Source organism: Henriciella mobilis (assembly GCF_003576285.1).
GTDB classification, from domain to species: domain Bacteria; phylum Pseudomonadota; class Alphaproteobacteria; order Caulobacterales; family Hyphomonadaceae; genus Henriciella; species Henriciella mobilis.
On sequence record NZ_QWFX01000005.1, the window covers coordinates 941,793 to 967,091 of the forward strand.

General features: G+C 60.8%; 18 protein-coding genes. 13 read left to right on the plus strand and 5 right to left on the minus strand.

Annotation, left to right across the window (positions count from 1 at the left end; translation table 11 throughout):
* Positions 1-21: 21 nt before the first annotated feature.
* Together D1223_RS04295 and D1223_RS04300 are read left to right on the plus strand one after the other, a co-directional pair.
* Positions 22-1,605, plus strand: a complete 1,584-nt coding sequence (locus D1223_RS04295) for an MFS transporter (protein WP_119375147.1) — start codon at positions 22-24, stop codon at positions 1,603-1,605.
* Positions 1,602-2,984: an alpha-amylase family glycosyl hydrolase gene (locus tag D1223_RS04300; protein ID WP_119375148.1), complete on the plus strand. Its 1,383-nt coding sequence runs from the start codon at positions 1,602-1,604 to the stop codon at positions 2,982-2,984. The genes D1223_RS04295 and D1223_RS04300 overlap by 4 nt, the downstream gene beginning before the upstream one ends.
* Before the next feature lie 4 nt (positions 2,985-2,988).
* Here D1223_RS04300 and D1223_RS04305 read toward each other — a convergent pair whose 3' ends face one another.
* Positions 2,989-3,687, minus strand: coding sequence for a DUF6445 family protein (locus D1223_RS04305; RefSeq protein WP_119375149.1), 699 nt, complete (start codon positions 3,685-3,687; stop codon positions 2,989-2,991).
* 83 nt (positions 3,688-3,770) lie between these two features.
* On the opposite strand from D1223_RS04305, the gene D1223_RS04310 reads away from it, so the two are divergent.
* Positions 3,771-5,279 (plus strand): tryptophan halogenase family protein, encoded by a 1,509-nt coding sequence (locus tag D1223_RS04310; RefSeq protein ID WP_119375150.1) that lies wholly within the window; start codon positions 3,771-3,773, stop codon positions 5,277-5,279.
* Here D1223_RS04310 and D1223_RS04315 read toward each other — a convergent pair.
* Both D1223_RS04315 and D1223_RS04320 read right to left on the minus strand, forming a co-directional pair.
* Positions 5,255-6,763, minus strand: a complete 1,509-nt coding sequence (locus tag D1223_RS04315) for a tryptophan halogenase family protein (protein WP_119375151.1) — start codon at positions 6,761-6,763, stop codon at positions 5,255-5,257. The genes D1223_RS04310 and D1223_RS04315 overlap by 25 nt on opposite strands.
* 119 nt (positions 6,764-6,882) lie before the next feature.
* Positions 6,883-9,696, minus strand: a complete 2,814-nt coding sequence (locus D1223_RS04320; protein WP_119375152.1) for a TonB-dependent receptor — start codon at positions 9,694-9,696, stop codon at positions 6,883-6,885.
* A gap of 424 nt (positions 9,697-10,120) precedes the next feature.
* Here D1223_RS04320 and D1223_RS04325 point away from each other — a divergent pair, with 424 nt between their 5' ends.
* Positions 10,121-11,074: a DUF481 domain-containing protein gene (locus D1223_RS04325; RefSeq protein WP_158586700.1), complete on the plus strand. Its 954-nt coding sequence runs from the start codon at positions 10,121-10,123 to the stop codon at positions 11,072-11,074.
* Between the two features lie 9 nt (positions 11,075-11,083).
* Here the strand turns inward: D1223_RS04325 and D1223_RS04330 are convergent, their stop codons facing one another.
* Positions 11,084-13,462, minus strand: a complete 2,379-nt coding sequence (locus D1223_RS04330; RefSeq protein WP_119375154.1) for a serine/threonine protein kinase — start codon at positions 13,460-13,462, stop codon at positions 11,084-11,086.
* Positions 13,443-14,027 (minus strand): ECF-type sigma factor, encoded by a 585-nt coding sequence (locus tag D1223_RS04335; protein ID WP_119375155.1) that lies wholly within the window; start codon positions 14,025-14,027, stop codon positions 13,443-13,445. The genes D1223_RS04330 and D1223_RS04335 overlap by 20 nt, the downstream gene beginning before the upstream one ends.
* Before the next feature lie 156 nt (positions 14,028-14,183).
* On the opposite strand from D1223_RS04335, the gene D1223_RS04340 reads away from it, so the two are divergent.
* From D1223_RS04340 to D1223_RS04380, 9 genes are all read left to right on the plus strand, one after another.
* Positions 14,184-14,726, plus strand: a complete 543-nt coding sequence (locus D1223_RS04340) for a hypothetical protein (protein ID WP_119375156.1) — start codon at positions 14,184-14,186, stop codon at positions 14,724-14,726.
* 3 nt (positions 14,727-14,729) lie between these two features.
* Complete coding sequence (locus D1223_RS04345) at positions 14,730-16,400, plus strand: zinc ribbon domain-containing protein (RefSeq protein ID WP_119375157.1); 1,671 nt, start codon at positions 14,730-14,732, stop codon at positions 16,398-16,400.
* 4 nt (positions 16,401-16,404) lie between these two features.
* Positions 16,405-17,556, plus strand: coding sequence for an FHA domain-containing protein (locus D1223_RS04350; RefSeq protein ID WP_158588400.1), 1,152 nt, complete (start codon positions 16,405-16,407; stop codon positions 17,554-17,556).
* A 13-nt stretch (positions 17,557-17,569) separates the two neighbouring features.
* Entirely contained in the window at positions 17,570-19,156 is a 1,587-nt protein-coding gene (locus D1223_RS04355) for a serine/threonine-protein kinase (protein WP_119375159.1), read from the plus strand.
* Positions 19,153-20,238, plus strand: a complete 1,086-nt coding sequence (locus D1223_RS04360) for a C1 family peptidase (RefSeq protein WP_119375160.1) — start codon at positions 19,153-19,155, stop codon at positions 20,236-20,238. Before D1223_RS04355 ends, D1223_RS04360 begins: the two co-directional genes overlap by 4 nt.
* A gap of 172 nt (positions 20,239-20,410) precedes the next feature.
* A complete protein-coding gene (locus tag D1223_RS04365; RefSeq protein WP_147372666.1) occupies positions 20,411-21,895 on the plus strand; it encodes an oligosaccharide flippase family protein in 1,485 nt (494 codons plus the stop codon).
* A 170-nt stretch (positions 21,896-22,065) separates the two neighbouring features.
* A complete protein-coding gene (locus tag D1223_RS04370) occupies positions 22,066-23,544 on the plus strand; it encodes a hypothetical protein (RefSeq protein ID WP_119375162.1) in 1,479 nt (492 codons plus the stop codon).
* A gap of 290 nt (positions 23,545-23,834) precedes the next feature.
* Complete coding sequence (locus tag D1223_RS04375; protein WP_147372668.1) at positions 23,835-24,515, plus strand: hypothetical protein; 681 nt, start codon at positions 23,835-23,837, stop codon at positions 24,513-24,515.
* Between the two features lie 70 nt (positions 24,516-24,585).
* Positions 24,586-25,296, plus strand: a complete 711-nt coding sequence (locus D1223_RS04380; protein WP_119375164.1) for an RraA family protein — start codon at positions 24,586-24,588, stop codon at positions 25,294-25,296.
* Positions 25,297-25,299 lie beyond the last annotated feature (3 nt).

The following is a 25,299-nucleotide window of genomic DNA, read 5'->3' on the forward strand; positions in this document are numbered from 1 at the left end:
GCGCGGGCTGGGAGGAAGAGGATGCAGAAACCCAAGCTGAGCTTCGGCCAGATCTGGAACATGTGTTTCGGATTTCTCGGTATCCAGATTGGATTCGACCTGCAGAACGGCAATGTGAGCCGGATCTTCCAGACACTTGGGGCCAGCATCGACTCGCTTCCGATCCTCTGGATCGCCGCCCCGCTCACCGGCCTCATCGTCCAGCCCATCGTTGGTCATTTTTCAGACAAGACCTGGGGGCGTTTCGGCCGGCGCAGGCCATACTTCCTTGTCGGGGCGATATTTGCGTCACTTGCCCTCTTCGTCATGCCGAACAGTCCGGCGCTCTGGATCGCGGCGGGCACGTTGTGGATCATGGACGCATCGCTGAACATTACCATGGAGCCGACCCGCGCCTTTGTCGGGGACATGCTCCCCGATCGCCAGCGCACGACCGGCTATGCCATGCAGAGCTTCTTCATCGGTCTGGGGGCCGTGATTGCCGGCGCGCTGCCCTGGTTGATGACCGAGTTTGGCGTCTCGAATACCGCACCCGAGGGTGAAATCCCGATGACTGTGCATCTCGCTTTCTATATTGGTGGCGCCGCGCTGTTCCTGGCTGTCCTGCTGACGGTGCTCACAACGCCGGAATACTCGCCGGAGCAGATGGAGCAGTTCGAGGCAGCGCGGCGTGAAGCGCTCGGGCTTGGTGAGGCCATTGATGACGACTCCCCGCCGCGTTCGGCGGGCGCTTTCTTCAGCGGTGGCCTGGCCTGGCTCGCGATTGGTCTTCTGCTGGGTGGTTTTTTCTGGGCGGGCATGATGGACCCTCGCCCATCCTGGCTCACCTGGCTCGGCGATGTCGAATTCAAGCAGGACCTCTACGTCTTCGCGGCCCTGATTGCAGGATTTGGCATCATTCAGGTCGCGGCAGGCGCCATGCGCTCCCGGGGGCGGGATCGCAACGGTTTCATGGAAGTCGTCGGCGACCTGTTCCGCATGCCGATCACCATGCGCCAGCTCGCAACCGTCCAGTTCTTTTCCTGGTTCGGCCTTTTCGCCATGTGGATCTACGGCACGCCGGCGGTCGCTGACCATCATTATGGTGCAACGGATGCGGCGACGGCGCTCTACCAGGATGCGGGCAACTGGTGGGCCCTTCTCGGCGCGGTCCGCAACGGCGTCGCTGCCGCGGCTGCGCTTGCTATTATCTGGCTCGCCGCGCAGGTGGACCGGCGCCGCTTGCATGCGACCTGCCTGTTGCTCGGCGCAATCGGGTTTGCCGGAATGGTGCTGATTGATGATCCGGCACCGCTCGTCCTGCCCATGGTGGGTGTGGGGGTTGCCTGGGCGGCAATCGTGTCGGTGCCCTATGCGATCCTCGCCGGCTCCGTGCCCGCGCGGAAAATGGGCATCTATATGGGCATCTTCAACATTTTTATCGTGGTGCCCCAGCTTGTCGCTGCGACGTTGCTCGGCTTCCTGCTGCGTACCTTCTTCGGCAATGAGCCGATCTGGGCCTTCGCAATCGCCTCGGCCTCCTTCACCTGTGCCGCGATCGCTGTGCTCTTTGTTTCTGACATTCCCGAGGACGCTTCGCCTGAACCGCTGGGAGCCGACGCATGATCCGCCTCTTTGCCACAAGTCTGACAGCGCTCGCGCTCGCGGCCTGCGCTTCGACGCAGCCGCCCGCGGCCGACATTCCTTCGCGCTGGGCCCCGCAGCCCTACGTCCAGGTCGATCATCCTGACTGGGCGGATGACGCTGTCCTTTACCAGCTCAATACCCGCCAGTTCACCGAGGAAGGTACATTCGCCGCTGCGGAGCTTGAGCTCGACCGTCTCGCCGATCTCGGCGTCGATATCATCTGGCTGATGCCCATCCATCCTATCGGCGAAAAGAACCGCAAGGGCAGCCTCGGTAGCCCCTATTCGGTCAGGGACTATTACGGCGTGAACCCGGAATTCGGCACGCTCGAAGACCTGAAATCCTTTGTCGACGCCGCCCATGAGCGCGGCATGCATGTCATCCTCGACTGGGTCGCCAACCACACCGCCTGGGACAATCCGCTCGTTGAGCAGCATCCTGACTGGTATGAGCGCGACTGGGACGGCGACTTCATGCCAACCCGCTGGTGGGACTGGTCGGATATTATCGATCTTGACCATTCCCATCCGGAGCTGCGCGAATACATGGCCGGTGCGATGCGCTACTGGGTCGAAGAGGTCGGCATCGACGGCTACCGCGCCGATGTCGCCGGCTACATTCCGCTCGACTTCTGGGAAGAGGTTCGCGCCGAACTTGATAGCGTGAAACCCGTCTTCATGCTCGGAGAGTTCGATCAGCGCGACATTCACAGGCGCGCCTTTGATGCGTCTTATGCCTGGGAGTGGAAGAACATCATGCACGCCATCGGCAAGGGCGAGGCGAAGGCCAACGCCCTGTTTGGCTACTATTCCGGCAATGAGAGCGTCTGGCCGCACGACGCCTACCGGATGACATACACCGCCAATCACGACCAGAACTCCTGGGACGCCGCCGCGCCGGATTTTTACGGTCCCGCCTATGAAAGCGCCATTGTCCTCTCCTTCGTCGGCGAGGGCATTCCGCTCATCTATAACGGGCAGGAAGCCTTTAATGAGAAACAGCTCGAATTTTTCGAGAAAGATCCGATCCAGTGGCGCGACCATCCAATCGAAAACCTGTTCAGGGCGCTGATCGAGCTCAAGACGGAAACGACGGCGCTCCACAATGGGGCGGCTGGCGCGCGCATGGTGCCGGTGGTGAATACCGCACCCGAGGGCGTGCTGAGTTTTTCGCGCATGGATGAAAATGGCGGTGTTTTGGCCGTCATGAACCTGTCGCCGCGCGATCAGGTGGTGCAGTTCACCGATGGTCCTTATGCCGGTCAGTATACGGAATATTTTTCGGGTGAGCGCGCGGTGCTCGATGCGGAGATTGAGCTGGACCTGCCAGCCTGGAGCTACCGGATCTATGTCCGCTGAGCGGTCAGGTGCGAACCTTCAGGAAGGTGTTCACCGTCAGGCGCGGGTCCGCGCCAGGCTGACCGATCTGTTCGGGCTTCAGGACATCACCCGAATGAAGCCGGTAGCCCCGGTAGATCACCATGCGGTTAAAAGCGGCCTCGACGCTGCCAATACGCTCGAAATGATGGGTGGAGCCCGAAAAGTAGGCGGCAGGCGGAAGGCCATCGCGAGTGGCTTCAGCCTGCAAGCTGGCCGTATAGGGCTGGAGCCTGTCTTCGGTGACGGTCTCGTAGCCGGTCGCGCAATGCCGGTAAAAGCTCGTGCCGCCCGCGTCTGCCGGACAAAGATAATGGAGCAGGGCGAGGTAGGATTTGTCGGTACTGTCGAAGTGCGGAAGCCGCTGGATCGGCGTGAGCGCTTCGGGACGTGTTGTCACGACGGAGAAGTTGCACTCCACCAGCGCAGCGCCCTTGCCGGCCTCGAACACGTCAGTGAGCAGGTCCTTCAGGAGGCTCATCCGTTCGGCAAGATAAGCCGAAGGTGCCGACGCGCGCTGGCCCGGATAGTGACGCCCGGCGGGCCCAAAGATCGAGGCTGCAGACTGGCGCACAAGTGCGTCAGGGTCGCTATAAAAACCATCAATAATTACAATGGGTTCGCCTTCGTTCCCGAAGCGTTTGATGGACACGCTTACATAGGTTTCGGAGCGGGTGCTGGTCATCGTGATCAAACTCCTGGCGCGGGTGAGCAGAGTATACCAGCAAGCTGTGCTACCAAGCGCAAATACCGTGGGGAGTGCGTCGCATGAAGTCCGGACCGGTTCAGAAAGTTGTGATCGCTGGCGGTGGCTCGGCGGGCTGGATGACGGCAGCGGCACTCGCCAATGCCACGCAGGGTAGTTGCGAGATCACGCTGGTCGAGTCCGAGGAGATCGGCACCATCGGCGTGGGTGAGGCGACCATACCGCCCGTGAAGTATTTCAATGCCCGTCTCGGGATAGATGAGGCGACCTTTCTGCGGGAGACGAGCGGGACGTTCAAGCTGGGCATTGAATTCATCAACTGGACACGTGACGGGCACGCCTACTTTCATCCATTCGGCCAGTACGGCGCCGAGTTCGACGAGGTTCCATTCTATCAGTATCTTATCCGCGAGCTGATCGCCGGGCGTGAATCATCCGTAGACGGTTATTCGATGGCATGGGCGGCGGCGAAAGCCGGAAGGTTCGAACATCCCGCTCGGGATCGGCGGCTGATCCAGTCGACCTTTGATTATGCCTATCATTTCGACGCGACACTCTATGCCCGCTTTCTCCGGAGGTATGCCGAGCAGCGCGGCGTAACCCGTGTCGAGGGCCGCATGGTCGATGCGATGCAGGATGGCGAGACTGGCTTTGTGCGTTCGGTGACACTGGAGGACGGCCGGGCGTTCAACGGCGACCTCTTTATTGATTGTACCGGCTTCTTTGGCCTTCTCATTGAAAAGACTATGAAAACCGGTTTTGAGGACTGGTCTCACTGGCTTCCTTGCAACCGGGCCGTGGCGGTCGCCTGCAAGGCAGATGAGCCGCTTCTTCCGTATACGAAATCAACCGCGAAGACAGCCGGCTGGCAGTGGCGTATCCCGCTGCAACACAGGGTCGGCAACGGCTATGTCTTTTGTGACGACTACCTCTCACCGCAAGACGCTGAATCAGAATTGCTGGCCAGCCTCGAGGGTGAGCCGTTTGCGGAGCCGAGACATTTACGGTTCCAGACCGGACGCCGGAAGAAATTCTGGAACGGCAATGTTGTCGCCATCGGTCTCTCCGCAGGGTTCATGGAGCCGCTGGAATCGACCAGCCTGCACCTGATCCAGTATGGCATCATGCGCCTTCTCGCCATGTTTCCCGGCCGGGACATGTCACCCCTGCTGGCAGAAGAGTACAACGCGCTCACGGCGGCCGAGTATGAGCGGATCCGCGATTTCCTTATCCTGCATTACAAGGCGACCGAGCGGCGCAGTGACGGTTTCTGGCGTCATTGCAGCGAAATGGATGTGCCCGAACGGCTTGCCTACAAGATCGACCATTTCCGCAGCCACGGCATGATCGTCTCGGACGAGCGCGAACTGTTCACCAATCCGAGCTGGATCGCCGTTTATCTGGGGCAAGGCGTGGTGCCTGAGCGCGCGCCAGCGCTGTCTGGCATGAGGGCCGCGGTTCCCGTCGCCGAGCGCCTCGGCCAGGTGCGTTCTGCCATGAAGGAAGCGGTTGCCGCGATGCCGGATCATCGCGCCTTTATCGAACGCTATTGCAAATCCGCCTTGCAGTGAGATCGCAGGAAATCCGCATGTTCCGGAAGCTGAGCCGTGGCTCTTTCTACGATGGATCCAGTATCAGACAGGAAGCGCGACAGTTGCTCTGATGACAGACGGTTGGCCATGGCGTGATAGGCCTCAGGCATCAGGCCTTGGCCAATCATGACCTGGGCCCAGCTCGACTCGCGGAACAGGTCCTCGGGCTCGGTATGGAGAAGCCCGCCGCCGGCAAACAGGTCCATCTTCGCTTTCAGGCTGTCAGGCACGTCCATGTTCGCGCAGTAGCGCCAGAACTCCGTGTCGTCCCGGTCTGTTCGATGATAGTGCAGGATCAGGAAGTCCCTCACCAGCTCATATTCATGTCCGACGCGCCGATTGTATTCGGCGATGTTTGCCGGTTCGAACCTGCGCGTCGGGAAGAGCTCGATCAGGCGGGAGACATTGGACTGGATAAGGTGAATGGAAGTCGACTCAAGCGGTTCGAGGAAGCCGCTCGACAGGCCGATCGAGACGCAATTTTTCGCCCAGAACTGTTCGCGCCGGCCGGTGGTGAAGCGCAGCGGTTTCGGATCAGACAAGGGCGCGCCATCAAGATTGCTCACCAGGATTTCGGCTGCACGTGCTTCGTCGATAAAGCTGTCGCAGAAGACGTGGCCGTTTCCGGTGCGGTGTTGAAGCGGGATGCGCCATTGCCAGCCGGCCTCGCGCGCCATGGCTTTGGTATAAGGCAGGAGCGGCTCAGTCTTCTGCGACGGCACGGCGAGCGCCCGGTTGCAGGGGAGCCACTTCGACCAGTCGATATAGTCGATGCCCAGCGCGCCATCGATCAAAAGTCCGCGAAAGCCCGAGCAGTCGATAAAAAGGTCGCCGGCAACCTGCTCACCATTCGCGAGCTGGACGGACTCGATAAAGCCGGTCTCGCTGTTGAGATGGCTGGCCGAAATCCGCCCTTCGACCCGGTTGACGCCGGCGGCTTCGGCAAAACGGCGAAGATAGGCGGCGTAGAGGCCCGCATCGAAGTGGAAGGCGTAGGCCAGGCCCGTCATCGATGTATTGCCGACCCGCTCCATGCGTCCGAACTTGTTCGCATAGGCCGCGCGATGATGAAGCGAAAAGTCCCACAGGCTCGATGCGCTGCCCTCGGCGCGGGCACGCAGCCAGTAGTGGTGAAAGTGGAGGCTCGCCAGGTTGATGCCCGGATCTCCGAAAGTATGGATGTAGCGCTCGCCAATGCGGCCCCAGTCCGAAAATTCGATACCGAGCTTGAAGCTCGCGCGGGTTTCGCGGACGAACTCATCTTCATCAAGGCCCAGCATGCCGTTCAGCCGGCGGATCTGCGGGATCGTCGCTTCGCCAACGCCGACCGTGCCTATCGCTTCGGATTCGATCAGCGTGATAGTGATGGAGGAGGGCAGTAGCTTTGCCATGGCCGCAGCCGTGATCCAGCCCGCTGTGCCGCCGCCGACGATCACGACTGTCTCGATCTGGACACTTGTCATGCGTGCTGTTTCCTTGCCCCTGGCTCGGCGCCAACTTAGCGGCGCGGGAGAGATAAAAAAGGCCCGCCCTCGGATGAGGAAGGCGGGCCCTGTTCACGATTTAGGAGGAGAACCAGGCCCTAGAAGGACTTGGAAATCGTGAAGTTGTAAGTCGTGCCGTAAAGTTCGTGGCGGCTTGGGAACCTTACCGTCGGATCCACGGTCTGGTTTTCCGTCACGAAAGGCTCGTCGGTCAGGTTGAACACCTCGAAATTCACACCGAAGCCTTCCAGCGGTCCCTGGTCCCATTCATAGCCGACCTGGAGGTCAACGATGGTCTCGTCCAGGGCCTGAGCGCCCGACAGCGAGCCGTCGAAGTTCTGGACTTCGGAGAGGAATTCCGACCGGTGACGCGCGCTCACGCGGGCCCGCCAGCCATGGTTCTCGTAGTAGACGTCGCCAGACCATACCGTGTCGGAGTAGCCTGGGATGGCCAGTGATCCGCCGTTACCGTCGTCGAGCTCATTGTCGGCATAGGTGTAGCTGGCATTGAAGCCAAACCCTTCGAGCGCCGGCGGCAGATAGTCGTCGAGGCTCATTCGGAGCGTCGCCTCGAAGCCTGTGATCGAGCCCTCCGTGAAGTTCTCCGGTCCGCTCAGGACGACCGGTGCGATTTCCGGATTGGCGTCGAGGAAGTCGCCTAGGCCACCGGCCCGGATCGATTGCGTGCCGTCGATCAGGAAGTCGCGCTGGACGACCCAGTCCGTGAGTTCCTTGTGGAAGAGGGCGAATGAGACCGCCGTCGTTGCGCCGAAATACTTCTCGAAGGCGAGGTCGAACGAGGTCGACTTGTAGGGACGCAGGAACGGGTTGCCGCCGCTCTGCGTGAAGCAGGTCCGTCCGGCTTGCGGATTGACCGTGCCAACGGCATCCGGCAGCTGGTCTCCATTCGTATCGGCGCAAACCAGATTGTTGGTCTCCAGAGACTGGTTGGCTGCCAGCTGGTCGAGGCGCGCGCGGGTCAGAGTCTGGGCGGCCGCAGTCCGGATGAAGGTATCCGGCATCACCTCGAAGCTGAGGTTCGCGCTCGGCAGGAAGTTGGTGTAGCTCTCTTCGACATCCTGGATAAACTGGTTGGCGCCAAAGTTAAGCGTTCCAGTCGAGCTCTGCGTCGTATCGATGTACTGGAAGCCAAAATTGCCGCGGACCGGCACGCCGCCAAGCTCGTCATCGATTTTGGCCATGGCGTAGAAGGTCTGGATCTCTTCTTCGACCATCCATTCGGTATCGAACGTCGCCTTTTCCACCGTATAGGTGCCGTCGTTCAGCATGCGGCCGGTGCGGTAGGCGATCATGTCGAAACCGATATCGCCAGAATCCGTCTTGCCCGCGATGGCGTTGGACGGGATGGCGAGCGATCCGTTGACGAAATCCGGACCGGCGCGGAGGAAGGCTTCGTTGGAGTCGAAGGTCTTTTCGCGCTGGGTGTACAGGAAGCCGCCGACCAGGCCGGTGATGAATGGAAGCTCCATGTCGTACTCGGCTTCCAGGCGGATCTGGTCGAGTTCGTCCTCGATCTTCGGCTCTTTGATGAAGCCGACCTGGCCCCAGCCACCCGGATCGGTCAGGAGCACGACCGACGGATCGGTGTAGTCCAGGTCGTGATCGATCGAGTACTCGCCATCATTCGGGAAATTGAAGGTCAGCGTGTCGAAGGGGCCCGCGCCGGCGAAACCGGTGCCGGCATAGGACTCGTAGTCGATGTCATTGCGATCGAGGGTCGAGCGCGAAATGTCACCGGTCAGGGTCAGCCGGTCCGTGACGTCGTAGGACGAGTTAATGCCATAGGCCCAGATTTCGGCCGTGTTGCCCTCTTCGTCCGTGCGCAGGATCGGGTTGACCGGAGCGTAAGTGGCGCTGTCGGCAAAGCCGCTTGATCCCGTGATGTTGGTCAGGGCCGGGCTGGAATTGGCCCATGAAGCGACCGGCGTTTCAACACCCCGGAAGATGCCGGAATCCTCAGTATCGGTGTAGAAGGTATCGATTGTCGTGCGCCAGCGATCGGTTGGCTCGAACTGCAGGGAGCCAGCGATGGATGTCCGCTCGAAGTCCCGTGACACGACGCCCGTTCGGGGGTTGTCGGAGGGATACACAAGCCCGGTCGTGCCGTCGATGCTGGTCTGGCCGTCATTGGTTTTCAGCTCGCGCGAGTAGTACTGCGTCGGGTTCGACTGGACCGTGGCGGCGAGCGCCCAGCCGATCGTGCCGGCTTCGTTCTGATCGATATAGGATCCGAAATAGCGGAACCCGTCATCGTCGAAGTCGGGGTTCAGCTGGCCATTGTCATTAACCGTGTACTTGGCCGACAGGTTTATGCGGCGGTCACTGTAATCGAGCGGGCGCACGGTACGCAGGTCGACGGCACCGGCAATGCCGGTCGCTGCGAGGCGCGCATCCGGGGTCTTGTAGACCACGCCCTGCGAGACAAGCTCGGACGGAAACTGGTCGAACTCGACGCCGCGATTGTTGCCGGCGGAGACCACCTCACGGCCATTCCAGAGCGCGAGCGAGAAGTCCGGCCCCAGGCCGCGGATGGAAATCTGCTGCGAGCGGCCACGAACGCGCTGTGCGGTGACGCCGGGCAGGCGGGCCAGCGAGTCGGCGATTGAGAGATCCGGCAGCTTGCCGATATCTTCCGCCGAGATGGCCTCGACAATCGACGTCTCGTTCTTTTTCAGGTTGAGAGAGTTCTGGATGGAGCCGCGAATGCCGGACACCGTGACTGTGCTCAGGCGTGCGGTTTCGTCTTCACCGTCCGCAGCTGTCTCGTCGCCGTTTTGTTGCGAGGCCGCCGGGGCCTCTTCCTGAGCAAAAGCTGCCGAGCTGCTGAACAGCAAGGCACTGCCCGCGACGCCTGCAAGAAGACCCTGCCGGATCGAGTCCGTGAAAATCATATTTTCCTCCCTGACGCTTTGCGCCCGATTTTTTTAACCCGCCCCTGTGTCGCAAAAATTCGCAAACTTTGCAAACGGGAAATCGAAAAAAATTTGTAAAGCCGGCGTAGATTACCCATAAGTGAGGCGAAAACGCTACAGTTTACACGGTTTTCGGGGACTCGAAAATAATGCAAAACTTGCAAAAAATAATGCAAACGCAGTGATGGTTTAGCAGATTTTCAGTCATGGTCGGTGTGGTTTGCCCCTCATGGGTAGCCGATGCCGTGTTGGAATCGGGGGCGCGCGCTGAGGGTGTGAGGCCTTCGGCTGAGCCAAAATGCAGCCCGGCTGCGCCGCATGTGTTTCGGGTTTATGGAATGTAAATCTGAATCGGTTTCAGCAGATTGAAACGATTGTCCAAAACCGACCGGGGCGAGTGCGCATGCTCGAGCTTTTCCTGGCGCCTGCTGCTGTTGCAGGCGCTCAACCTGAAACCGTCATCGTTCAGCCTGAGCCACTGCCGCCGGGCGTGCGGCGCATGCTTTCGGCTGCGATGCGTTTTGACGATCCGGAACAGGCAGAAGCTGTCATCTCGGCGGCCAAGTCAGCCTATCCCGACCAGGCCGGTCAGATCGACCGTTTCGTTGAAGAGCTTCAGAAACCCGTTGCGCCTCTCAAGATTGCGCCACTGGTCGTGGTCGCGCCGGTCGATGTGCAGATCGAGGAAGCGGAGCTGGAGAAGCCCACCTACTGGGATGATCTCAACGCGGAACTCACGCTGAACGCCGTTCAGACCAAGGGCAATTCGGACACCTTCCACCTCGGCATGCACGGCAAGGTCAATCTCATGCGCCGGGCCCAGATCCACAGGCTTGAAGGTTACGGCAATGCGTCCCGGGCCAATGGCGTACAGAACCAGAGGAACTGGGGCGCGTCCTATCAGCTGGATACGCTTTGGACTGACAGGTATTTTGGCTATGTCCGTGGCTCAATTGACCGTGATGCGTTCTCGGGTTTCGAGACCAGCGCATTCGCCGGCGTCGGAGCCGGGACATATCTGGTCCAGCAGGACGCGCTGACGATTCGCAGCGAGCTGGGGCCGGGATACCGTTTGCTGAAGCTGTCGGAAGAGGACAGGAGCATTGACGGCGTTGGCATCTACGGGTCCTTCGAACTCGACTGGGCCGTTAATGAGGACTGGAACTTCGAATTCGACTCCAAGGCCACGCTTTCGGAGCCGACATCGACCTTCAATCCGACGCTTCGTCTGAATGCCGCTGTAACCGACCAGGTGCGCGCGGGCGTCTCATATGACTTCCGGTATGAAACGGACCCGCCCCTGATGAGCGAGAATTACGATTCCAGCCTGAAGTTCGATGTGATGTTCCATTACTGAGCGGCGCGTTCAGCCTGCGCAGCTTTCCTCAAGCGATTCCAGTTCAGCTATGGAAACCGCGATGTCGTGGTCTGACAGGGAATGCTTCTCCGACAATTCATTCCATTGCTGGCGTGATTGAGACACCAGGGCGCAGCCTTCAGCCATTTTGCCCGCCTTCAGGTAAATGCCTGCATAGAGGGAGAGGCTGTAGGCCCACTCGCGCTTTGCGCCAAAATTGTCGGGCGATCGCTCGAACTCGTCGAGGCTGTAGCGTTTCGCCTTTGCGGCGGCCGCGATGGCTTCGGCATGCTGGCCTTCATAGGAAAGCGTTTTGGCAATTTCGTCCTGTACGCCGCCAAGCATTCGCTGCAGCCACGCATCGTCAGGATCGTTTGCGAGCAGCTCTTCGGCGATCTCCCGACTGCGGATCATCTCGGCAAGGGCTTCGGCTGGCCGGTTTTCCGAGCGCAGCACAGCGCCGCGTTCATAATGGATTGTCACCAGCGAGCGGTAAGGCTGTATATTCTCCGGATTGTCGCGATACGATTCAAGGCGAAGACGGACGGCCTCGTCCCAATAGGGAAGGCTGTCGCTCGAAATGCCTTCCTTGTCCGCCCTGCGGACCAAGGCGCGCGCGACCTCGACATTGATCGATCCTAGCAGGAGTTTCGCTTCCGGTTCATCGGGATAGGTTTCAACCAGTGTTTCGCCCGCCGCGAGAGCATCTTTCAGGATTGCGATGCCTTCCTCGTCCTTGTCCATCCAGGGCAGGGGAACGCCTGACATCATCTTTGCCCGTACGAACTGGCGGTGATCGTCGAAGGGCGCGTCCGGCAACAAGGTCAGCTTCCGGTACATCGCGGCCGATTGCTCAGCCAGCTCATGAGAGCGCTGGTTCTGGTCCGAGGAGACATAGAGATGCGTGGAAAGGGAGAACGCGACTTCGCCCAGCGTGCGAACCGCCTGCCTGTCGTCCGGGTGGCTGTCATAAAGAGATTGCGCTTGGCTGTAGGCCGCTTCCAGCATCTCGCCCGCTTCGTCCCGGCGGCCAAGATTGGCATTCTTGGGATTGCCGAGGATGTCGGCCAGGCGCTTGTATCCCCGGCTGGCTTCAAGCTGGACATCCAGCGATGCGCGGGAGTCGCCGCTCAGCGAGTCCAGATAGGTCTGGGCCTCGTCGGCCAGTATTGAGATGGCATGGGTATTCCCGGAAACCTTCTCCATCTCGTCATAGAGGTCGAACATCATGAAGGTTGCGAGTTCCCGGACATCGTCGAATCGCGCATCGGCGGCCATCCGGTTTTCGCTCGCTGAGCGGTAAAGGGCCGTCATGGTGATCAGGCCGCCAATCAGGGCCAGTGTTGCCAGGGCTGTCGCCGTTGCGCCGATACGGTGACGGCTGAGATACTTGCTAATCCGGTAAGGCGTACCGCCCTCGCGAGCTGCAACAACATAGCCCTTGCGATAGCTGGTCACGTCTTCCAGCAGGCTGTCGACCGAGGGGTAGCGGTCTTTCGGATCGCGCGCTGTCGACTTTGCGATGATCGCGTCGAGATCCCTGTCCCGCATGGTTTCGGGGAGCAGGGCGGCGAGGATCTTGCCGAGGGAAAAGATGTCAGAAAGCGTATTTGCACCGCTGCCGGTGGCGCGTTCAGGGGCGGCAAATCCTGGCGTATAACTGAGCATCTCCGGATTGATCGCGTTGGCGGTTTCCTCCTCGTCCTCATGCGGCTTTGCGATACCGAAATCGATCAGTTTCACATAGCCCTCAGGGGTGACGAGGACGTTGTTTGGTGTGATATCTCGATGGATGATGAGGTTTTGGTGGGCATGCCGTACCGCGTCACAAAGGTCGTCAAAAAGCGACAGCCTGGCATCCCGGGCGAGCGAGCGCTCATCGGCCCAGTCGGTGATCGCCATACCGTTGACGCGCTCCATCACGATGAAGGGCGCGCCGTCTTCGGTCTGGCCGCCATCATAGAGGCGGGCGATGTGGGGATGGTTGAGCCGTGCGAGGATGCGCCGTTCCCGCTGGAAGCGTTCGACGAGCGAGTCCGACAGCGCGCCTGGGCGCACGACCTTTATGGCGACGACGTGGTCGAAGTCCTCTGTGTCCCGGTGGCCTTCATAGACTGCTCCCATGCCTCCCTGACCGATCAGACCGGTGATGCGGTAGGCGCCGACGCGTTCTGGAAGGGGGGCGTCCTGGTGGTCCGTGGCGGCGCCGCCGGTCCGCAGAAGGCTGGCATGTCCGGTATCCGCATTGAGCAGCGCGCGAACACGGGCCAGTAAGGCGGTGTCGTCCCCGCAGGCGTCCTTGATCCACGCTTCGCGGCTGTCCGAGGGCTGGTCGAGCGCCTCGGAAAAAATCGTCATCGCCTTGGCGTCAAGCGAATCCGTGCTCATCCCGGGCTGCGTCCTGAAGGCTGTCCAGCAGCCAGGCGCGAGCCACCCGCCACTGGCGCTTGATGGTTGAAACAGACGACCCGGTGACTTCCGATATGTCCTCAAGGCTCAAGCCGCCAAAATAGCGTAGCTCGACGATTTCGGCTTTCTCGGAATCGATCACATTGAGGCGGATAAGTGCCTTTTCGAGGATATCCAGTTCAACGCTGTGAAGCCCGCCATCAGCGATCCTCGAAACCAGCGTGACCTTGCGATGACCGCGCTTGCCCGACTTTTTCTTGCGGGCATGATCAATCAGGGCGCGGCGCATGGCGCGCGCCGACAATGCAAGAAAGTGTGCCTTATCGGTCCACTCGATCTGATCCATATGGATCAGCCGGACGACCGCTTCATGTACAAGGTCACCCGTCGAAAGAGACGCGTTGCTTTCGGATCTCAGCAAAGCGGCTGAAACCTGTCGCAATTCGGAATAGAGCAGCTCGAACAGCCGGTCGCGGGCCGCCAGGTCGCCCTCACGCCACGCGGACAGCAAGTCCTTTGCCGCAGCTGCATCTACAGTTTCCATGCGCGTCCTCCTCGACTGGAAGCCTTCCATAGTTGCGAGCCAATCGCAAGTCTGCTGCCAAATCGCGCGCCGCAAAAATATTTTCGGCCTTGTGACCCGTTCTGCGCCCGGGCTGCGCCTCCTTCTATAGACCCGACGCATTTCGAGGACGCAGACATGCAGGAGACACTGGACCAAATCCCGCCCGAGGCCTGGCCGCTGATCACGCTTCTATTGAACGTGACCATGGCGGTGGCCGCGGTCTGGCTGGCTTTGACGGTATTCGTCTGGTGGCGGCGCTCTGCGTCCAATCTGACCCCGGTCCAGTCGGCTGGAAAGAACAAGGCGGCCCAGCCGGACTTCCTGAACGTCGACCATGCGGCCCGCGAGGCAGCGATTGCACGCGGGGCGACCTATGATGAGGCGCTGGAAAAGCGGGCGAGGGAAGAAGCCATGGTGGGCAAGCGCCGGCCGGTTTCCCTGGCCGGCCGTCTGGCGGGGCTCGTTAGCTTCCTGATGTCCGTCTTTACCTTGGCCACCATGATTTATGGCGCGATCTTCCAGGTCAGCCGCATGGGCTCGATGATGCAGGAGTACTCCTCCATCGAGCGGATGGGGGCGGTGATCGCCAACCATCCCATCGCCTTCGCCGTGACATCGCTTGTCATCATCGTTCACGTCTACCGCTTTTTCAAAAGCCGCCAATGGCAGGAGGGCTGATCCATGGCCTCGCAACCACTCGTACTGACCGACCCGGACCTGCTTGCGGAATTTGTCCGTGAATCCGAATTCAAGGCGTTTCTTGAAAAGCGCTTTGCGACCCCGCCGGACCTTGCCGCGCTGCTGTTCCGCAATGGTGAGCTGATCGACACCTACAAGGGTGCGCACTTTTCAGCAGGTGGGCTGGTCAACGCCGTAAAAAGCGTCGTCGGCGGATCAAGTCATATCGCGATGATGCTCGCCGACCTGAAACCGTTCCAGGTCCAGCTTCCGGTCTTCGGGACGTCCAAGGACGATGTCTACATTGAGGGGCTGGCGACGCTGGAGCTGCAGCTCGACCCGGACAAGCCGTCCAATATCCTTGGCCTGATGAGCGGCGTGTCCCGAAATGAGAGCGATGGGGCTTCGAAGGAATCCGCGCCCTCGGCCGGGCGAAAGAGCCTCTCGCGGATGGATGTGCTGGAACGCATTGCGCCGCATTTCTCCGACCGGGTGATGGAAGCGGCGCTGCGTCAAGTGAACGCCGAGGATATCCGCGGGGAGCGCGGCCTGCAGGACAAGATCCAGGCGGACATGATGCAGGAAGCCGAACGCGTTTGCGGCGATATCGGCGTCATGGTGCGGGCCGTGTCAGTGGAGTGGGCGCTTAGCGATGTCGAACGTGAAGCTCTTCTCCGCGCCCGTCTGAACCGCGAGCAGGACATGCTCGACCACCAGCTGTCGCTGCTGAAGCGGGAGGTGGAACGCCAGTCCGAAGCGACCGAGATTCGGGTTACCGCCAATGTCGACATGGCCAAGCTCGAAAGCGCCAGCGAGGATGAGCTTGCTCACATGGTGCTCAACAGCGAAGTCGCTTTCCTGGACGCGCGCGAGCAGGCGACACGCCGCCAGGAAATGGAGGCGCTTGCCCACGAAATCGAGGTGTTGCGGACCGAACGCGCGGCCAAGCTTGAAAACGACCTCGCTGAGGCGAGCCACCTGACCGACCTGACATCGGAAGCCAGCCGGCTGCGCACCGTCGAGCGCGAAATCGAGCTCCTCGATGCCAAGCACGTCGCCGAGATGAAGAAGATCGGCGCGTTTACCGATGTCGAGATCAGGGAACGCAGCGAGCGGATGGAGCTCGAACTCGCCCGTATCGCGCAGGAGCAGTCTGCCGCCAATCTGCGCAGCCTCATGGACATTGAGCATTCAGGCAAGGATCGCGATACCGACCGCGATATTCGCGGCAAAAAAGCCGAGACCGAAAATGAAATCGCGAAGGTGCGGGCAGACACCGACTCCCGGACGGCGCAATTGCAGGCCGGCGCGAAGATGTCGCCGGAGCAGATTATGGCGATCAATGCGGGCCTGTCGCCGGATGTTGCCAACGTCCTGATTGAGCAGGCCCGGGCAAAAGCCGGTGGCGGCGAAAGCACCATGGAGGCCATGCGCGAACTGGTCAGGGGCGCCGCCGAGGAGCGCGAAGCGGGCCGGCGCCATGAACTCGACATCCTCAAGGCAGGCATGGCCGGGGCCACTGGCGTTGCCCACGGTGCAGGCGGCAAGTCCGGTCATGAGCATGATAGCGGGCTGGAGACCTCTCCGACGACGGTCGATTGTCCGAAGTGCGGGCGAACCCTGCCGGCCAAGGCGAATTTCTGCACCGGCTGCGGACACAAGCTGCGGACCTGATGACATGAGTGCCCCGTCTTCCTCCCATAACCTTCCCGAGCGCACGCAGCAGCCCTGCTGCTACACGTCGGCGCTCGAAGAGGATGCGACGTTCTGCGGTGAATGCGGCAAGCCGTTGATCCGGTGCATGGCGTTCGAGGAATGCGGTGGCCTGCTCGACGATGCGGGACGGTGCACGGTGTGCGTGTCACCGCACCTCCAGATGGCGGCGGGCGCGCAGACTGAAGCGCGTATCGGTGGGGCCGTCGCCATACCCCTGCTGCTGGCAAACCGCTCAGGCGTGGGCCGCCCATTGTTCGTAACGTCCGTATGGAGCAGCGAAGGCTATGGCGAGTGGCGTGAGGTCGATCTCGGCTGGGAGCGGCTGCATGCCGGCGAACAAAGGCCTTTCTCGGTTCGCACCGACCCGCTGGGCCTGGCTGGCATTCATGGACTGGAAGTCCTGATTGCGGTGTCGAGCCACTGGCGGTGGCGCCAGGAGGCCTTCGTCTTTGCCGCTTCACTGACCATCGAGGTCAAGGACGACAGCAAGGCTGCCGCGCCCGTTGTAAATATTGGCGGGCAGAGCGCCGGGCACGGCAACACGGTCTACATTTCAGGGCAGGGGGCGTCGGATACCGTCGCTAAGCGGTCGACTGAAGCGGTCGACCTTGCGCTTGTCCGGGCAGAGAAGCACGAACGCAGGCTGGGACTTCGGGGGACCAGTGAGATGGTGTGGGTGCCGAGAGGCGCCCGCCTTGCGTGGGAGGGGTTTCCGGACGCGGAAACCCCTTTTCCCGGCCCTATCCTGACATCGGACGGGATCCTGTCGGCTGGCCGCAGCCGGACCCGAAGCCAGGGTGGTCCAGGCGATATACGTCTGCTCGTCCGCGACGAGGCCGGCAACATCGACCGTGACCTGAGCCAGCAGATCTCGCGCCGCCATTTCGAGCTCTACATCGAATGTGACCGCCTGATCCTGCGTGTAACGGGCGGTGGCGGTGTCTCAGTCAATGGCAAGGGCTATGGCCGCGACAAGACCGTGGTCCTCAGTGATGGCGACGAGATCGCGCCGCTGCGCGGCTCCGAGGACCGGTTTCGCCTCAAGACCCGCTTTCACAGTGAACATGGCCGGGTGACCGGCATCACTTTCCAGGGCCTTCCGCCCGTTGCCTGATGGAACAGACCTCATGACGACCTGCAGCAAATGCCAGCACGCAATGAGCGAAGACGACCGCTTTTGCCCGGAATGTGGCGAACCTGTTGGCGAGAAGCCCGCTTCAGTAGACGTCTCCGCCATGCAGACGGTGGGCGGGCTGGAAACCCTCGATGATACGGGCACGGTTTCACCGAGCTCGAGAAAGCAGCCGGAGCTTGCGCCCGGAACCGTCTTCGCCGGACGCTATACCATTGAGGACGTTGTCGGGCGCGGGGGCATGGGCGTGGTCTACCGCGCCGATGACAAGCTGGCAAAGAAGCAGGTTGCGCTGAAGCTGATCCGGCCCGAACGCCTCGCCGGATCGAATGCCGTCGACCGGCTGATCTCTGAAGGCATCACGGCGCGCGACATCCGCCATCCCAATATTGTCGCTGTGTATGATGTCGGTGAAGAGGCCGGCCAGCCTTTCGTGTCGATGGAGTATCTCGACGGGCAGTCGCTTCGCGCCTGGCATCGCCAGAAGGTGCAGGCACGTGAGGATGTTCCGTTGCGGGTTGCGGCCCGTATCATCGCCGAAATCCTGGATGGCCTGAAGGCGGCCCATGCGGCCGGCGTTATCCATCGTGACCTCAAGCCCGAAAACATCATCCTGGCGGGTGAACCGGACGACAAGGCCGCGCCGCTCAAGATCCTTGACTTCGGCATCGCCCGCGCAGCCGGCGGGACGGTAGACAGCGGCACAGGAACCGGCCTCGGCACGCCGCGCTATATGGCGCCCGAGCAGATTACCAATCCTGATGCTGCCGGGCCGCCAGCCGACCTCTATTCGGTTTCGGTGATCTTCTATGAATTGCTGGTCGATGTCCTGCCACAGGGTCACTGGCAGCCGCCTTCCGGCGGACGCTCCGATGTGCCTGCCGACATCGATGCGCTGATCGAGAAGGGGCTTTCGAACCGCCCGGCCAACCGGCCGCAGAGCGCGGAGGACTATCGCTCGGCACTGGTGGACGCCGTCAATCTGGGGCGCCCACCAGCTCCCGATCCTCGGCCTACACCAGGGCCGGTCGGCCCTGGCGGCAAGATCAAGCCCTGGTGGTATGTGGCCGGCGCCGGCGTAGCGGGTGTCGTCCTGATCGCGGCGGTCTGGCCTGAAGATGTTATCGACGACGATCCCTGTGTCGGTCTCGTTGGCGACAGCTGGCGGATGTGCATGGGCTATGATGTCAATGACGATCCCGATCCGGTTCCTGACCCTGATGACGAGGATGGTCCGCCATACTCACCGCCACCGCCTCCGCCGCCACCCGTGCGTGCGCTGAACGGTCAATGGAATGACGGTTCGGGCATCGTCTACGACATCCGCATGTCCGATAGCGGCCAGTTCAGCGGCGACGGCTATGGAATGGATGGCGGCTACTACACGATCAGGGGGTCCTTGTCGGGTTCGAATGGGACCTATGTCGTCTCCGCACCGGCCATGGGGCTCTCGCTGCAAGGCCGGGCCAGCTGGGACCGTCAGTGCCACATTTCCTATCAGACCTTCGATCCGTCGGGCACGACGATTGTGGCCCAGGGTCAGATGCATGTGAATCATAATCCGGGGGAGCCTTGTCCATGACCGATGACAAGAAGACATTCGGCCGGCCAACCCATTGCTGGAACTGCAACTCTCCGCTGCCGGTCTTCACCTATCAGTGCGGCATTTGCCAGACAGACAATACGCCCATTTTCACTTCTGGAGCAGGAGGTTCCATGGCCGACTTCACAAACTACAAGCTGACCGGCTGCATCTTCGACAAGACGGCGCCCGCCGCACCGGAACTGATCGCGTCGAGCATGCGGCTGCCCCGGCAGGTCGACCTGCGCATCCATTGCTCGCCGATCGAGGACCAGCTCACCACGTCTTCGTGTGTCGGCAATGCGGTGGTCGGCGCGCTGGAGTTCCACCAGAAGAAGGCCGGCCTTCCGGTCACCGACATGTCGCGCCTGTTCGTCTATTACAATGCCCGTGCGCTCTCGGGCACGCAGGGACAGGACAGCGGCACTTTAATCCATCACGGGATGGCCTCGATGCTCGCGCACGGCATTTGCGAAGCTGCGCTCTGGCCATTCGACCTGCAGCGCGTGACGCAGGCGCCGCCTAAAGCCTGTTACGAAAATGCGCAGAAATATGAGGCTGTTCAGTATGCCCGCACCCCGCGCGGCGAGTCGGCCCTCAAGGCGCTGGCGCAGGGCCTGCCGATCGTCTTCGGCATGTTTGCACCGATGAACTACTACAACCACGCCAATGAGACCGGCGTCATGCCGAAGCCCGACCAGGTGCCCAACAACCAGCCGCCCGCTGGGCATTCCATGCTGATCGTCGGGTATGACCTCGATGACAACACCTGGCTCGTGCGCAACAGCTGGGGCGTGCGATTTGCGGAGAATGGGTATCTGCGGATCCCCTTCGAGACCATGGACGCCTGGGCGCCGGAAGAGGCGTTCTGGACCATTGGCGCCATCGAACAGGCCGAAGGATTCAAGCTGGCAGGGCCCAGTATGAACGAGGCCATGAAGAGTGTCGGTATCGATCCTGAGGAGATGACCGTCGGCGGCTCGACACTGGACAAGCTGCGCGCCGACTTGCGCGGGCGGCTGTCGAGCGACCTGGAAACGGCCAAGCGCGATTTCAGGGACCGCCTGCGCGGCAAGAAATAAGGTCAGTTCCGGCAGAGCAGACCCCGAGCGCCTGAAGTCTTGCCAGTCCCGGAATGAAACGGCCAGGACATGCTGCGAGCGTATACAGGCGCCATTCGCGGGCGTATGACGCATTCGAAGTAGCGTGGGATTTGCATGAAGGGGGTCAAATCGAGCCCCACGGAGTATTTCCTTGTCGGATGCATCACCTGGTCAGGCCCGGCGGCAAGTCGGTCTTCTAGCGGTCATGGGCGTTGTCGCGCGGCTTTGCGCGCAGATGATGCTGCTTGTCCTGCTCCTGCTGGCTGGCCGCTTCCTGACGGTCGAACTCTTCGGTATCTTTGTCCTGTCGTCGATCCTGATGAATTTCGGCGTGATCCAGATGTATTCGGGCATCTATCACTTCGTGCTCCGGGAGCCTGCCTTCGAGCAGACCAAGGGGACGGCTTTTACCCTTCAGATGATGTTTTCGCTGGCGTTCGCAGCTTTCATCCTGGCCTGTTCGCTTGGCGTGTACCTGCTCGGCTGGGGCGATCTTCTCGCGCAGCTCATGGCGTTTACCGCCGGTATGCCGATCCTCGCGCTGATCGCGAGCTGGCAAGAGGCTGTGCTGCTACGAAAAGGGGACGTGAAGTTCTACTATGGTGCGCTGATCTGCTCGGAGATCGCAGGGTTCACCGTTTCCGTGCTGATGCTCGTCAACGGTCTTGGGGTATGGGCCCTGATCGTCAACCGCTATGTCGCTTCGGGCCTGATGGCCGCAGCGCTTTGCTGGAAATGCGGCCTGCTGCCAAAGCCGGAATGGTCGCGCGACGACGCGCGCAAGATCGTCAGTTTTGCAACGCCTCTCTATGGAAATTCCGCACTGGCCTACTTCACCTCCTCCGGCGCGGACATTGTCCTCGGCGGATTCCTCACCGCGCGCGCCGTTGGCCTGTTCCGCATGGGCTCGCGTACGGCCGGCGCGGCATTTGACCTGTTCGCGCAGACCTTCCGCATCCTGACCTGGCAGGCCGTCGGCCGCATGGCGCGTGAAAAGCGCCTGTCAGCCGAGCTCTGGACGAGCCTGCTGGTCATTAACCTCTCCATCATGCTGTTCGTGCTCGGTTCACTCAGCCTGCTCTCGCATGAGCTCATCGCCGTCATGCTCGGTGGCGAGTGGATGGCCATGGTGCCGGTTCTTCAGATCCTGTGCTGGGCCAAGATCATCACGTCGGCTGACCAGATCGTCAGCGCACAGCTGGCTGCGGCGGGTCACACCGCCTTCCTGTTCCGCTCGCGGGTACTTGAGGCGATCATCCTTCTTGTGGCGCTGCTCTGCACTGTTCACTTCGGTATTATTGCGGTTGCCTTCGGCATGTTTCCGTCCGCTCTGGTCTATGTTCTTCGCCTGACGCACAAGCTGACGCGCCTGACGGACACCACCATGCTGGCTGTTGGCCGGGCTGTGCTGCCTGGGCTTGCGCTTGGCGCAGCGGGTCTGCTGGTTGTTTTTGGCGCGTCCATGCTGCTCGAGGCGCAAGGACCGATCGTAACCATTGCGGTCACGGCAATTGTCGGTGTGGTGACCTATGTCGTCACGGCTTTTGTCGCGATGCGAACCTGGACACTGGGCCTGCTTCATACGGTGAGCACGGCCATCCTGCCGGCCAGTGAGAATGAGCCGGCAAGCAGCTAGGCATCTGCCGTAAGCGCTGTGCCACCAGTCTGCATGGTTCTTGCTTCAGGGGAATAATTGCGTCACGAGTAAAGCAGTGGCGATGTCCATGGGGATGAATTTGACGCGCCAGTTGGGGATAGAATGTCGTCCGGCAAGCTCGCCGTATCGCCAGATGCGGGAGATTGGCCGTGAGCATTGAACTTATTGGCCTGATCACCTTTGGCCTTGGCGTACTTGCCGTTTTGCGCTCAAGCGCCATGGCGCTCACGCTGGCAAGCTGTATGGGCCTCCTGGGCGCGGCATCCGCCATGTCGTTTGGCAGCGCCAATATTACCCCGGGCCACCTCAGCCTTGGCTTCCTCGTCCTGGCTGTCCTGATCCGGAACAGGGGGTTCGATTTTGCGACCGTGGCGATGCAGCAGGGCCGGCCGGGCTTTCTGCTGCTGCTGCTGTGCATTTGGGGCTTCAGCTCCAGCATTCTGATGCCGCGGCTTTTCGCCGGCGAATTCATGGTTTTCCCGATGAACGCCGACCGGAAGTTCATCATCGAAGTGCCGCTCTATCCATCGGGCGCCAACTTCAACCAGGCGGTCTACTTTGCCGCGTCTCTGTTCATTTTCGCAGCCGTCTCGTCGATGGCGCGTACCAATGAGATGCTGAAAAAGGCCGGCGGGGCGCTGATCATTGCGAGTGCGCTCAACCTGGTCATCGTGCTCGTGGACACCGCCACCTTCGCCGTTGGCGCGAGCAATGTTCTCGATTTCATCCGGAACGCAGACTACTCGCAGAACTTCTCGCACAAATTCATGGGCGTTAAGCGGGTCACCGGCGCGTTTCCTGAAGCGGCGACCTTCGCGACCTTCAGCGTCGGCCTGTTCGCCTTCAACTTCCGTCTCTGGCGCGGGGGCGTGCGCCCGGAAGTTACCGGCCTGATCGCGCTGCTCACCTTCTTCTCAATCCTTTTTGCGTTTTCCTCGACCGGCTATCTCGCACTGATCTGCTATCTGTCCGTTGCATATGCGCGGTCGCTGGCGAAAACCGATGGCCGTCGTTCGCTGGCGGCGCGCTCATCGACCAACCGGATTATCTTCATCTCGCTCGGCCCGCTCACCGCGCTTGGCGCAGCCACCGCTGTTGCCATCAAGCCCGACCTGATCGCGCCGATCCTTGAGACTTTCGACCAGTCCATCACCAACAAGCTCGGAAGCGCCAGCGGTGTTGAACGCTCGTCCTGGAACATGGGTGGCCTGGAGGCCTTCGTGAACAGTTTCGGCCTGGGCGCTGGTCTTGGGAGTGTCCGCACGTCCAGCTTCCTCGTCGGCGTGATTGCCAATCTGGGGATTATCGGACTTGTCCTGTTCGGCCTGTTCTTCATGCGCCTGTTTCTGGAGGATGTCTCGAAGCGTTCGCGCCTAGCCGACGATGAGGCCCAGCAATACGCTTCGGCCGGACGGGCAGGCTGTTTCGCTATCCTGATTGCGGCGTCTGTATCCTCGTCGACGGTGGATCTCGGTATCCACTTCTACGTGATGGCGGGTATCGCCTGTGCATCGGTATTCTACCGAAAGGGTGTATTGCATTACTATGTGGAGCCGCCAGAACCGGCACAGGCAGCGCCGGGGACGCGGGCGCGTCCCGCGCTCAACCCGGGACCTGCCTCCTCATAGGCAGTCGCAAAGGCTGGAATGGGGCACAGCCGGCTGGGTGGTTTTTGCGCAGGACTTCGCCAGTCAGACGAATCTTGAGGCAGTCACTAGCAGTTTGCGCGCAATCGAATGACGCGAGGCCCTTTTTTTCCTAGTCTCTATTGCGCAGTTGGCGCGCCAATTGCACAATCGGATCGGGTGTCTCGATATCTCGCAGATCAAGCCGGGACACTCGTTAGGGGACACTGATGAGGGGCAATTCAGCTTTCATCGGTACATTGCAACATCTTATGGACGTGGAAGGGGACGCCATGTTGTTCAAATACGATCCAGGTTCTGCTCACGAGACTTTCAAGAAGCAGGGCTATGTTCATCTCAAGGACGTTCTGTCTGACGAGTTCGTCAGCGAACTGAAGGGTTTCTACGAGGATTCCCAGAGCAATCAGCTCAACGAAGCGCAGAACTGGAAGATCTACGGCAAGAAGCGCCAATATGTCTTCGAGTTCAAGTCGCAGGAAGCTGCAAATGAATTCCGCGACGGTCTGTCGGCACTCACAGGCATCGACAAGGATGGCTTCACGATTTCCGAACGCCACCTGAAGGTCTATGACGAGGCGGCCGATCCGTGGCCGGCGCCGCACAAGGACCGGGCAGCATCGGCTGTGTCCATCGGTCTTCCGGTGCACCTGTCTGAAGGCTCCACGGTTTGCGTCTTTCCGGAGCTGCAATTCGGTCCGAATACGGAAGAGCGTGCGGTCTTCCTGACCGATCGCGACCACCCGGATCTCGAACACGTTTACCAGAAAGAGACAGCCGTCATGCTGCACGAAGAGATCGGTGATCTTATCGTCTTCCTCGGCTCGTCGATCTTCCATGAGCGCGTGAAGCCAGCCGGCACGGCCATCCTTTACATCAAGGCAAATGGCGACGGCCGCGATCCGCTCGGTGAAAACATCTTCGGCGAAAAAGAAGCCGAAGTTACACCGGCATAGAAGCCGGATATCGAAACGGTCTGAATTCAGGGACGTATTCAGCACCAGTAGCGTATAAGGGGACAATTACATGGCAGAGAAACTGAAATCGGCAGAAATGACGCCCGGACCGGGCTTCATGATCCGGACAAACTTTCCGCGGCCGCCGAAGGAAATCATCGAAGGGTTCGCAGAGTTTGAAACGGCCGACGTATCAGACAGCCTGAATCGCCTTTACGCGATGAGTGGTGAAATCTCGAACCTGTCCAACGACAAGGAACTGCTTGGCCCAGCCCTCACGGTCAAGTGCTATCCGGGCGATAATCTGATGATCCACAAGACGCTGGACATCGCAAAGCCTGGTGACGTGGTTGTCGTTGACTGCAGTGGCGCGATGACGAACGCCGTGTTTGGTGACCTGGTCGCCAACAAGGCCAAGCATCGCGGCATTGCTGGCTTCATTATCGATGGCCTGATCCGTGACCTTCCGGGCGTTCAGGAAACCGGCCTTCCGGTTTTCGCGCGCGGCACCACACCGTTCGGCCCGCTTCATCGCGGCCCGGGCGAGATCAACACGGCGATCTGCTGCGGCGGCGTTGTCGTCAATCCAGGCGACATCATCAAGGCAGACCTGACCGGTATCGCGGTTGTTCCGCGTGACTACGGTCCGGAGATCCTCAGCCGCCTTCGCGCAAGCAAGGTGCGTCAGGCTGAGTATGTCGAAAACGTGAAACGCGGAATCTTCTCGAATGCGTGGGTTGATGACCAGCTCCGCAGCACGGGATGCGCGTTTAACGACTGATAG

Coding starts and splice junctions, on each gene's coding strand:
- D1223_RS04305 (WP_119375149.1), bottom strand. CDS start 3,687: ATGACCAGCACCCGCTCCGAAACCTATGTAAGCGTGTCCATCAAACGC.
- D1223_RS04315 (WP_119375151.1), bottom strand. CDS start 6,763: ATGACAAGTGTCCAGATCGAGACAGTCGTGATCGTCGGCGGCGGCACA.
- D1223_RS04345 (WP_119375157.1), top strand. CDS start 14,730: ATGGCCTCGCAACCACTCGTACTGACCGACCCGGACCTGCTTGCGGAA.
- D1223_RS04355 (WP_119375159.1), top strand. CDS start 17,570: ATGACGACCTGCAGCAAATGCCAGCACGCAATGAGCGAAGACGACCGC.
- D1223_RS04300 (WP_119375148.1), top strand. CDS start 1,602: ATGATCCGCCTCTTTGCCACAAGTCTGACAGCGCTCGCGCTCGCGGCC.
- D1223_RS04325 (WP_158586700.1), top strand. CDS start 10,121: ATGCTCGAGCTTTTCCTGGCGCCTGCTGCTGTTGCAGGCGCTCAACCT.
- D1223_RS04310 (WP_119375150.1), top strand. CDS start 3,771: ATGAAGTCCGGACCGGTTCAGAAAGTTGTGATCGCTGGCGGTGGCTCG.
- D1223_RS04380 (WP_119375164.1), top strand. CDS start 24,586: ATGGCAGAGAAACTGAAATCGGCAGAAATGACGCCCGGACCGGGCTTC.
- D1223_RS04340 (WP_119375156.1), top strand. CDS start 14,184: ATGCAGGAGACACTGGACCAAATCCCGCCCGAGGCCTGGCCGCTGATC.
- D1223_RS04360 (WP_119375160.1), top strand. CDS start 19,153: ATGACCGATGACAAGAAGACATTCGGCCGGCCAACCCATTGCTGGAAC.
- D1223_RS04295 (WP_119375147.1), top strand. CDS start 22: ATGCAGAAACCCAAGCTGAGCTTCGGCCAGATCTGGAACATGTGTTTC.
- D1223_RS04375 (WP_147372668.1), top strand. CDS start 23,835: ATGTTGTTCAAATACGATCCAGGTTCTGCTCACGAGACTTTCAAGAAG.
- D1223_RS04335 (WP_119375155.1), bottom strand. CDS start 14,027: ATGGAAACTGTAGATGCAGCTGCGGCAAAGGACTTGCTGTCCGCGTGG.
- D1223_RS04350 (WP_158588400.1), top strand. CDS start 16,405: ATGAGTGCCCCGTCTTCCTCCCATAACCTTCCCGAGCGCACGCAGCAG.
- D1223_RS04320 (WP_119375152.1), bottom strand. CDS start 9,696: ATGATTTTCACGGACTCGATCCGGCAGGGTCTTCTTGCAGGCGTCGCG.
- D1223_RS04330 (WP_119375154.1), bottom strand. CDS start 13,462: ATGAGCACGGATTCGCTTGACGCCAAGGCGATGACGATTTTTTCCGAG.